General features: G+C 72.9%; 9 protein-coding genes. 8 read left to right on the top strand and 1 reads right to left on the bottom strand.

The features are described from left to right. Position 1: 1 nt before the first annotated feature. Positions 2–652: a hypothetical protein gene (locus ACZ5NH_RS33620; protein WP_468780679.1), complete on the bottom strand. Its 651-nt coding sequence runs from the start codon at positions 650–652 to the stop codon at positions 2–4. 150 nt (positions 653–802) lie between these two features. Between ACZ5NH_RS33620 and ACZ5NH_RS33615 the strand changes: the two genes are divergently transcribed. The 8 genes from ACZ5NH_RS33615 (at position 803) to ACZ5NH_RS33580 (ending at position 10,321) form a co-directional block, all read left to right on the top strand. Next, a complete protein-coding gene (locus tag ACZ5NH_RS33615) occupies positions 803–2,113 on the top strand; it encodes a histidine kinase dimerization/phospho-acceptor domain-containing protein (protein WP_468780677.1) in 1,311 nt (436 codons plus the stop codon). 190 nt (positions 2,114–2,303) lie between these two features. Beyond that, entirely contained in the window at positions 2,304–3,152 is an 849-nt protein-coding gene (locus tag ACZ5NH_RS33610) for a tryptophan 2,3-dioxygenase family protein (protein ID WP_388623392.1), read from the top strand. Further along, positions 3,145–4,329, top strand: coding sequence for a kynureninase (gene kynU / locus ACZ5NH_RS33605; protein WP_468780675.1), 1,185 nt, complete (start codon positions 3,145–3,147; stop codon positions 4,327–4,329). Before ACZ5NH_RS33610 ends, kynU begins: the two co-directional genes overlap by 8 nt. A 248-nt stretch (positions 4,330–4,577) precedes the next feature. Then, on the top strand, positions 4,578–5,477 hold the full coding sequence (locus tag ACZ5NH_RS33600) for an alpha/beta hydrolase (RefSeq protein WP_468780673.1): 900 nt from the start codon (positions 4,578–4,580) through the stop codon (positions 5,475–5,477). A 169-nt stretch (positions 5,478–5,646) separates the two neighbouring features. Then, a complete protein-coding gene (locus ACZ5NH_RS33595; protein ID WP_468780671.1) occupies positions 5,647–6,858 on the top strand; it encodes an alpha/beta hydrolase in 1,212 nt (403 codons plus the stop codon). Beyond that, on the top strand, positions 6,851–8,137 hold the full coding sequence (locus ACZ5NH_RS33590) for an acyltransferase family protein (protein ID WP_468780670.1): 1,287 nt from the start codon (positions 6,851–6,853) through the stop codon (positions 8,135–8,137). Before ACZ5NH_RS33595 ends, ACZ5NH_RS33590 begins: the two co-directional genes overlap by 8 nt. Further along, positions 8,130–9,644, top strand: a complete 1,515-nt coding sequence (locus tag ACZ5NH_RS33585) for a sensor histidine kinase (RefSeq protein ID WP_468780668.1) — start codon at positions 8,130–8,132, stop codon at positions 9,642–9,644. Before ACZ5NH_RS33590 ends, ACZ5NH_RS33585 begins: the two co-directional genes overlap by 8 nt. Then, the gene (locus ACZ5NH_RS33580) at positions 9,641–10,321 is read left to right on the top strand and encodes a response regulator (protein WP_388623409.1); all 681 of its coding nucleotides are present in this window, start codon (positions 9,641–9,643) and stop codon (positions 10,319–10,321) included. Before ACZ5NH_RS33585 ends, ACZ5NH_RS33580 begins: the two co-directional genes overlap by 4 nt. Positions 10,322–10,403 lie beyond the last annotated feature (82 nt).

Genomic DNA, 10,403 nt, shown 5'->3' with positions numbered 1-10,403 from the left:
CTCACCGCCAGGTGAAGGAGTCGCTCACGATGCGCCACGGGTCGACGTTGTCGGCGTTGACCGGGCCGGACAGGGTCAGGTCCACCTCGTGGCCGGACCGGTAGAAGGCGTACCGCTCGAACGCGTCGCGCACCACCTTGCCGGTGACGGGATCCTTCGCCGAGTCACCCTGGTAGGTCAGCAGGACGACACGGCCGGCGTGCCGGTTCACCTCCGACACCTTCGGCGCGGCGAACTTCGCCACCTGGGAACGCAACCGCGGGACGACCGTGTGGGTGACCGAGCCGGTCGTGGGGGCGGTGGCGGCGGAGGCCGCCGTGATCCTCACGGTGTTCAGCTTGTCGGTGAACACCGTGGAGTTGCCCTGCTCGGTGCGGGCCCAGCCTTCGGGCACCTTCACGGTGAAGCCGGTGAAGGTGCCGCTGGTCGGCCGGTAGGCGACGTACACCTGGTTGTCGGGGATGTCGCCGGGTGGGTTGGACTCGGTGGGAGCCGGGTTGCTCTGCCCGTTGCCGCTGCGTGCCGAGGAGGCCGGCGGTGCCGCCTTCGTCGTGCCGGAACCGGAGTGCGAGCCGGAGCCGGCACAGCCCGCGGTCACCGCCGCGAGGAGCGCCAGCCCGACGACCGCACGTGTCCGTGCGTGTGCTGCCATGGCCACTGCCCTCCAAACAGTCCCCGACGGGGGGTCATGGCACCCACGCTAGGAAGCGGCCGGTTAACACCCTGCTCGCCGAGGGTTAGACGACGGCAAAAGCGAGGGCAGCGTCCCGCACACCCGGCCGGGCCGCCGCATGATGGGGGCATGAGACAGCGCGTGGTGCGAGTGGCCCTCACCGCCGCCCTGGTCGCCGTCGTCCTCCTGGCTGTCCCCCTGGCCCTGGCCGTCAGGTCCGACCTCTACGCCGGCCAGCGCGACGCCCTGGAACGCGCGGCCCTCGCCGGCGCCGTACGGGTGAGCCCGGACTACGCGGCCGGCGACCCGGTGGAACTGCCCAGAGCACCCGCCGGTGGGCACCTCGGTCTGTACGACCCGCAGCAGCGACTGCGGCAGGGCAGCGGACCCCGGACGGCGGACGCGCCGGTCCGCAGCGCCTTCGGCGGAGAGGTGGAACGGGGACGGTCGGGCGGCGACCTGGTCGCCGCCGTGCCGGTCTCCCATGCCGAGCGGGTGATCGGCGTGGTGCGGGCGTCCTCACCCGTGGACGCCGTACGTGAACGGATCCTCGTCGTGTGGGCCGTACTGCTGGGCGTGACCGTTTTCGCGCTGGTTGTCGCGGTACTCGTCGCCCGTCGTCAGGCGCGGGTGCTGGCCGCTCCGCTGGAGGATCTCTCCCGCCACTGCCGGGCCGTCGCCGACGGCGACCTGAGTGCCCGGGCAGCCGCCGGCAGCATCGCCGAGATCGACCAGGTGGCCCGCACCCACAACGCGATGCTGCACAGCCTGACCGAACTCCTCCGGCGCGAACGCGACTTCGCCGCCAACGCCTCCCATCAGCTGCGCACCCCCCTCACTGGCCTGCAACTCACCCTGGAGGCGGCCCTCGCCCAGGACGACGACGCCCGGCTGAGACCTTTCCTGGCCGAGGCCCTGTCCACCACCCACCGCCTGCACCACACGGTGGAGGAAGTGCTGCGGTTGTCCCGCTCCCCGGACCGGCCCCGCCACGCCGCCGGAGACACTCCGGTGGCGCAACTCCTCCGAGACATGGACGAGCGCTGGCACGGACTGTTCGCCGACGACGGCAGACGCCTGGAGTGCGGTACACGTGATGGACCCGAAGAGGTCCGGGTCGCGGGCGGTCCGGTGTCCGAGGTGCTCGGCGTCCTGCTGGACAACGCGCGCGTGCACGGGCACGGAACCGTGCGGGTCGTGGTGCGGGACCTGGACGACGCCCTCGCCATCGACGTGAGCGACGAGGGGACCGTGGAGGGCGAGCCGCCCCGGCTGTTCGACCGCGGACACACCGGCGGCGGGGAGGGTACGGGCATCGGCCTCGCCCTCGCCCTCGACCTGGCCGCCTCCCTCGGCGGCCGGCTGTCCCTGACCAGCAGGGATCCGGCCACCTTCACCCTGCTGGTCCCGGTCCGCCGGGACGGTCGTGAGCACAGCTGAGAGTCGGCACGCACCCGACCGAGGGGGACCCTCTTCGGCTAGCCGCGCATCACCGGTGTGGCCTGTCTGGCAACGGACGGGCCTTGCCGTACCGGGGGCCGATTGCGGAGGATGCCGGGTGGGGACCGGGGCCCCCGTGCCGGCATCGGCAGGGGCGGACCGCTACCCGGAGCTATAACAGGAGACAGCGATGTCCCAACCGGCTCAGCAGTCCTTGGAGACTCAGGAGCCCGAGACTCCGCATCTCGATTTCGCGGGCACGACGCCGTACGAGGACTACGTCAGGGCGGACGTGCTCACCCATCTCCAGCACACCCTCTCCGACGATCCCGGAGAGATGGTCTTCCTGGTCACGACCCAGGTCATGGAGCTGTGGTTCACCGTCATCGTCCATGAGTGGGAGACGGCCGCGGCCGCCCTGCGCGGCGACGACGTACCGACCGCGATCGCCGCGCTGAAGCGTTCCGTACGGGAACTGGAGGCCCTCAACGCCTCCTGGAAGCCCCTCGGCCAGCTCACCCCGGCGCAGTTCAACTCGTACCGCTCCGCCCTCGGCGAGGGCTCCGGCTTCCAGTCGGCGATGTACCGGCGCCTGGAGTTCCTGCTCGGCGAGAAGTCCGCGTCCATGCTCGTACCGCACCGTGGCGCCCCCCGCGCGCACGCGGAGCTGGAGAAGGCGCTGCACGAGCCGAGCCTGTACGACGAGGTGCTGCGGCTGCTGGCCCGGCGCGGGCATCCGGTCCCCGGGTCCGTCCTGCACCGGGACGTCTCGCAGCGCTACGAGCCCTCCGACGCGGTCGAGCAGGCCTGGACGGCGATCTACTCCGGCGACGAGGACGCCGAACTGGCCCGGCTGGGCGAGGCGTTGACCGACGTGGCCGAACTGGTCTGGCGCTGGCGCAACGACCACCTGGTGGCCACCCGCCGCGCGATGGGCGCCAAGCCCGGCACGGGCGGCTCGGCCGGCGTGGCCTGGCTGGAGAAGCGCGCCCGCAAGAACGTGTTCCCGGAGCTGTGGACGGCGAGGTCCCATGTCTGAACTGGCTCTGGAGGCAGAGAAGCTGGACGCGGCGGACGAGCTCGCCCCGCTGCGTTCCCGTTTCGTCCTGGACGATGTGATCTACCTGGACGGCAACTCGCTCGGCGCGCTCCCCGCGAACGTCCCGGACCGGGTGGCCGACGTGGTCCGCCGCCAGTGGGGCGAACTGCGCATCCGCTCCTGGGAGGAGAGCGGCTGGTGGACCGCGCCGGAGCGGATCGGCGACCGGATCGCCCCGCTGGTCGGCGCGGCGGCCGGGCAGATCGTCGTGGGTGACTCCACAAGTGTCAATGTATTCAAGGCACTTGTGGCCGCCGTACGGATGGCGGGCGAGGACCGCACCGAGATCCTGGTGGACGCCACCACCTTTCCCACCGACGGTTACATCGCCGAGTCGGCGGCCCGCCTGACCGGGCGTACCCTGCGGGCGGTGACGCCGGCCGAGGTGCTGGGGGAGTTGAGCGGCCGTACGGCGGCGGTCCTGCTCAACCACGTCGACTACCGCACGGGCCGCCTGCACGACCTGCCGTCCCTCACGGCGGCGATCCACGCCGCCGGCGCCCTCGCGGTCTGGGACCTGTGCCACAGCGCGGGCGCGCTGGAGGTGGGCCTGGACGCGCACGGGGTCGACCTGGCGGTCGGCTGCACCTACAAGTACCTGAACGGCGGCCCGGGTTCACCGGCGTACCTGTACGTCCGTCGCGATCTCCAGTCCCGCTTCGACTCCCCGCTGCCCGGCTGGAACTCGCACACGGACCCCTTCGGCATGAGCCCGTCGTACACCGCGGCGCCAGGTGCCCTGCGCGGCCGTGTGGGCACCCCGGACATCCTGTCCATGCTGGCCCTGGAGGCGGCCTTGGACGTGTGGGACGACGTGTCCGTCTCCGCCGTCCGCGCCAAGTCCCTCGCGCTGACGGACTTCTTCCTGCGGTGCGTGCGGGCGTACACCGAGCCGGGGCGGGTGGAGTCCGTGACCCCGGAACGGCACGAGGAACGCGGCAGCCAGGTCGCCCTGCGCTGCGGTGACGCGGGCGAGGTGATGAAACGCCTGATCGCCCGGGGTGTCGTGGGCGACTTCCGGCACCCCGACGTCCTCCGCTTCGGCTTCACCCCGCTGTACGTCGGCTTCGGCGAGGCGGAGCGAGCGGCGCGGATCCTGGGCGAGGAACTGGCGTAGGAGAGGGGCGGGGCCTGGGGCTTGGCTGGGCCGGGCTGGGCCTGGGGGCGTACGGGGAGGGGCGCCTTCTCCCCAGGCCCCCCGGGCCTCCCAGGCCTTTCCCTACAGAACCGTTTATTACTCACCCTGCGTGACATCCCCATGTCCCCGCATGTCACCGGACTGATACGGTCCCGCCAACGGCGAACGAAAATTCCCCACCTGGTCCACCAGGCGCCAAAGAGGTTCCATCGCTGAGAGGTTGGAGCATGCCGGACGACGCCGCAGCAGCCCGCGCCGCCGCCGAAGAGGAGTCGGCCTTCTCGCACCCGCCGGTCGACCCCGACGTCACCTCCGCGTACGGCAGCCATCCCGACCAGGTGATCGACTTCTACGCCCCCCGGACCGCCGCGGACTCCCCGGCCCCGCTGGTCGTGGTCCTGCACGGCGGCGCCTGGCGCGCCCGCTACGACCGCCGCCACATAACTCCCTTCGCGGACTATCTGGCCCGCCGGGGCTTCGCCGTGGCCAACGTCGAGTACCGGCGCGGCGGTGACCTGCTGATCCCCGGGCAGAACAGGGGTGACGGCGGCGACGCCGCTCCTCCGGCCGGCCGCTGGCCCGACACCTTCGACGACATCGCCGCCGCCCTGGACGCGCTGCCCGTTCTGGCCCGGGAGGCGCTCCCACAGGCCGACCTCCGCCGCACGGTGGTGACGGGCCACTCGGCCGGCGGCCACCTCGCCCTGTGGGCGGCGGCCCGCCACCTCCTGCCCCCGGACAGCGGTTGGCGCACCGACAGCCCGGCCTCCCTGCGGGGTGTCGTGGCCCTCGCCCCGATCGCGGACTTCGAGGTGGCGGAGAAGCTGGACGTCTGCGGCAACGCGAGCCTGCAACTCCTCGGCGGACACGACACCTTCGGCGAGCGCCGCCCCTACGCCGACCCCGTCCTGCTCCTCCCGACGGGTATCGCGACGACGCTCGTCCAGGGCCGTACGGACCTGGTGGTGCCGCAGGCGGTGGCCGAGTCGTACGCGGACGCGGCGGCGAAGGCCGGCGAGGTGGTGGGCCTGACCCTGCTGGAGGACGTCGGCCACTTCCCGCTCATCGACCCGGCGGCGGACGCGTGCGCGGTGGTGGCCGAGGAGATCGCGCAACTGGCGTGGTAGCAGGGGCGGTACGCCGCCCACCCCTGCGGGTCGGCCCCGGTCATACCCGTAGTACCTGAGAGCTACCCCGCAGAACAGCTCCCTGGCGGGACGCCGACGACTCCCCCCGATCCATAACTTCCTTGTCAGACAAGCCCGATGGCCGGGCAATCTGAAAGGAAGCCCGCCCATGGGGGACACCCACGAGACCACACACCCACAGCCGCCGACGGCGCCTCCGCCCCACGAGGGCCGCCCGCAGGAACCGGCGTACGGTGCCTCCCCCTCCGCGGACTGGCAACTGCCCACGGGGTCGGACACCCTGCCCACGACCCCGCAGCCGCCGACGGCGCCTCCGCCCCACGAGAGCCGCCCGCACCCGACGACGAAACTGTCACGGGTGGTGCCGGTGGGAACCCGAATCCCGCCGAAGGCGCCCCGCGCCTGCATCCGGAAGTGGCGCCGCACCCTCCTCACCGCCCTCCTCACCGCAGCCATAGCCGCCCCCCTCTCCGGCGCCGCCCGCCCCCAGGTCCCCGCACCGGCACCCGCCACCCTCCCCCCGCTCACGGCGACGACCCTCCAGACGACCTACGCCGCCAACCGGGCCGACGCCACCCGCGCCGCCGACATGGCCGCCGCGCACGGCGACACCCACCGCGCCGCCGCCGACCGCACCCTGGCCGCCCCGTCCCGCCACCTCCTCAGCTTCGACGGCCGAGGCGCCGGCCAAGCCACGGAGGTGCTCGGCGACCTGGCCCACGCCGACGACATCGCCGTTCTGGTGCCCGGCTCGGACACCTCCCTGGACACCTACGCCCGCTTCCACAAGGCGGCCGCGGCCCTGTACGCCGACCTCACCCACCGCACGCCCCGAGGCACCCGCACCGCGGTCGTCGCCTGGCTCGGCTACGAGACACCGGCCACCGTCAGCACCACGGTGACCACGACGACCCGCGCCAAGGAAGCCGCCCCTCGCCTGCGCGCCTTCGTACGCCGGCTGCGCGCCGCGACGGAACCGCAGGCGCACCTGTCCCTGCTGTGCCACTCCTACGGCACGGTCGTCTGCGGCCTTGTCGCCCGAGGCCTGGACGCCGACGACATCGTCCTGGTCGGCAGCCCCGGCACCGGCGCCGACTCCGTCGCGGCCCTGCACACCCGCGCAAGGGTCTGGGCGGCCCGCGGCAGCGAGGACTGGATCGCGGATGTGCCGCACGCCGGCGCCACCTTCTTCGGCACCACCGTCGGCTTCGGCACCGACCCGGTCTCCCACGCCTTCGGCGCCCGGGTCTTCGACGCGGGCGACGCCGACCACAGCGGCTACTTCACCCCGGGCTCGGCCTCCCTCGCCAACCTGGCCCGGATCACCCTCGGCAACCCCCCGGAGGCACCCCATGCCTGACGCAGACACGTCCCGCATCCCCCACCTCACGACGGCCTCCGGGACGGTTTCCCCCGCGTCGCGGCTCACTGCGGCCCTCCGCACGATCCCGCCGAAGCCGCCCCTCACCCTCCTCCGATCCGCCCGCAACCTCGAAGCCCTCACCCCCGCCTCCCGCGACCGTGCCGTGGACGCCCTGCGAGCCATCGCGATCCTCGGCGTCGTCCTCGGCCACTGGCTGGTGACCGCACTCGTGGCCGGCGATGGCGGCCTGCACACCACGAGCCCGCTGCAGCACATGCCCTGGCTGGCCCCGATCTCCTGGCTGTTCCAGACCCTGGCCGTGTTCTTCCTGGTCGGCGGCCATGTGGCGACCCGAAGCCTCGCCACCGCCCGGGACAGAGGCGAGACCTACGGCTCCTGGCTGCGCGCCCGCCTGACCCGCCTCCTGCGCCCGGTTGCCGCACTCCTGTGCCTGTGGGCGGTGGCCGCCACGGCTCTCCTCCTCACCGGCACCCCGCTCGCCACGATCGAGGCACTGCTCAAGCTCGCCCTGTCACCGCTGTGGTTCCTGCTGGTCTTCGCCGGCCTGACGGCCGCCACCCCGCTCCTCACCCGCCTCAACCCGCTCTGGCCCCTCGCTGTCGTCCTGCACGTGGACCTGATCCGCTTCGGCCTGCACACCGGCCCGTCCTGGCTCGGCTGGCTGAACCTCCCGGCGGGCTGGCTGGTCCCCTACACCCTGGGCGCGGCCTGGACCCGGGGCGAGCTGGACAGCCGCCGGGCGGCCCGGATCCTGTTCCTCGGCGGTACTGCGGCCACGGCCGTCCTCGTCGGCTGCGCCGGCTACCCGGCGTCCATGGTCGGCGTCCCCGGCGCGAGGATCTCCAACCTCGACCCCCCGACCCTGGCGGCCGTCACCTTCGGCCTGGCCCAGTGCGGTCTCGCTCTCCTCCTGCGCGACCGGCTGCGCCGCGCGATGACCCGCCCGCTGCTCTGGGCGGCGGTGGCCCTGGTCAACCTCTCCGCGATGACGATCTACCTGTGGCACCAGACGGCCATGATGGCCACGACGGCCACGGGCCTCCTGGCCGGCCGGCTGCCCGGCCTGCACACCTCGCCGGACTCTGTGCTCTGGGTGCCGTACCGCCTCGCCTGGCTTCCGGTCTTCGCCCTGACCCTCGCCCTGTGCTGGACGGCCTTCCGCCACCACGAACAGGGCCCCCGCCGACCCCGGAACCGCAGGTCCCATGTGGTCCGCCGCCATCTGCCCCCAGCGAAGCAGCCACGCAATGCCTAGTGTTGACCTCGTGACGCCCGCGGCCGCCGACGGTGACAACCCCCAGGGGACACCCGCACCCGAGAACCGACCCGCCACCGACAGCCCGTCCACCGCCAGGACCACTCCGCGCCGCCTTCGGACCTGGTTCGGCGAGAATCCCTCGCCGAACTCACCCCCCTTCTCCCGGCACCGCTGGGTCCGCCTGCTCACCTACCTGCTCGTCGGCTACCTCGCCCTGGGCATCGCCCTCGGCGGCGGCGAGGAGCTGACCAACAGCTACGGCTTCACCACGGCCGTGGCGTTCTTCAGCACGTTCCTCCAGGCCGCCGCCGTCGTCCTGGCCCTCTGGCGGCCGGTGCCCGCGTGGGCCCTGTCCCTGGCCGCCGCCCTCGCCACCGCGCTGATGGCCCGCCAGCAGATGACGGCGCCGCTGCTTCGGCTGTCCAGCCCCGGCTGGCCCTGGGCCACGCCCGTCCTGCTGGCCCACATGGCCGTCCTGGTGCTCCTCGCCCTGCGCGTCCGGTTCCGCGGGACGGTCGCCGCGCTCGTGACGAGCGCATTGGTGACCGCCGTCGTGGAGGGCGGCCTGGGAGCGACGCGCTACTCCCCGACAGGCACGGTGGCCGTCGGCCTGTTCGCGATCGCCGCCGTCATCGGCGCGGCCCTGCGCAGCCGTAGCGAGGCCCGTAAGGAACTGGTCGAGCAGACGACGATCACCGCAGAGGAACGGGCCCGGCGCACACTCCTGGAGGAGCGCAGCCGTATAGCCCGCGAACTGCACGACGTGGTCGCCCACCACATGTCGGTGATCTCGATCCAGGCCCAGGTGGCCCCCCACCTGGTGGAGAACCCCTCCGAGGAGCTCAAGGAGAACCTCGCCGGCATCCGCAACAACGCCCTGGAGGCCCTGACCGAGCTGCGCCGGGTCCTCGGGGTGCTGCGGTCGGAGGGCCCGGACGACCCGGAGGCCGTCGAGGAGACCTACCGGCTGTCCGCCCCCGGCACCGGCCCGGCCCCCGACGCCCCGCAGCCGAACCTCGCCCGCCTGGACGCCCTGATGGAGAACACCAGGGCAGCCGGCCTGGACGTGGTCAAGACGGTGGAGGGCGAGCCTCGCGGCTATCCGCCGGGCGTGGAGCTGTCGGCGTACCGGATCGTCCAGGAGGCCCTGAGCAACGTCCTGCGGCACGCCCCGGGCGCGAAGGTCGACGTGGTGGTCGTCCACCACGCCCACGGGATCTGCCTGGACATCACCAACTCCCGGCCCAGCCGTCCGGCCCCGCCGTCCCCGGGCAGCGGGCACGGTCTGCTCGGCATGCGGGAGCGGGCGGCCATGCTGGGCGGGCACGTCGTCGCGACGGGGGAGCAGGGGGGCGGCTTCCGGGTGACCGCGTTCCTGCCGCGTGACGGCACCCCGGTGCCGACCGGCCTCGCCCTGCCCGCCGTGTTCCGGCGGCAGCTGCCACCCGGCTCCACCTCTGACCCGTACCCGCACGAGCCCCCGACAGGAGAACAGCACCCATGACGAGCGGCGCCGGTCCCATCCGTGTACTCATCGCCGACGACCAGGAGATGGTCCGGCAGGGTTTCGGCGTGCTGCTCAGCGCCCAGCCCGGCATCGAGGTGGTCGGGCAGGCGGTGGACGGTCTGGACGCGATCGTGCGGACCGCCGAACTGGCCCCGGACGTGGTGCTGATGGACATCCGGATGCCCGAGCTCGGCGGCATCGAGGCGACCCGCCGGATCACCGCGGAGCATCCCGCCATCAAGGTGCTGGTGCTGACCACGTTCGACCTGGACGAGTACGTGTACGAGGCACTGCGGGCCGGGGCCTCCGGTTTTCTGCTCAAGGACGCCTCCGCGGACAAGCTGGCCGAGGCGGTCCGGGTGGTGGCCGCGGGCGACGCGCTCCTCGCGCCCGCTGTCACCCGCCGTCTCATCGCCGAGTTCTCCCGTCTGGACGGCAGCCCCCGGGCCCCGCTCAAGCAGCGCGTCGGCGATCTCACCGAGCGGGAGACGGAGGTGCTGGCCCTGATCGCGCAGGGCCTGTCGAACGCGGAGATCGCCGAGCGGCTGGTCGTCGCCGAGCAGACCGTGAAGACGCACGTGAGCCGGATCCTGGTGAAGCTGGGCCTGCGCGACCGCACCCAGGCGGCGGTCTTCGCCTATGAGTCGGGCGTGGTCCGCCCCGGCGGCCGCTGACACCCGCAAGGGGCGACCCGTAGTACCTGAGACGGACGCCCGAGAACCAGTCTCCAAGGTGACGACCGTGCCCCGCCGCCCG

The sequence above is a fragment of the Streptomyces sp. NPDC031426 genome, assembly GCF_055581585.1.
The sequence above is the reverse complement of the archived record's forward strand: the minus strand, read 5'-3'. Positions and strand labels throughout refer to the sequence as shown.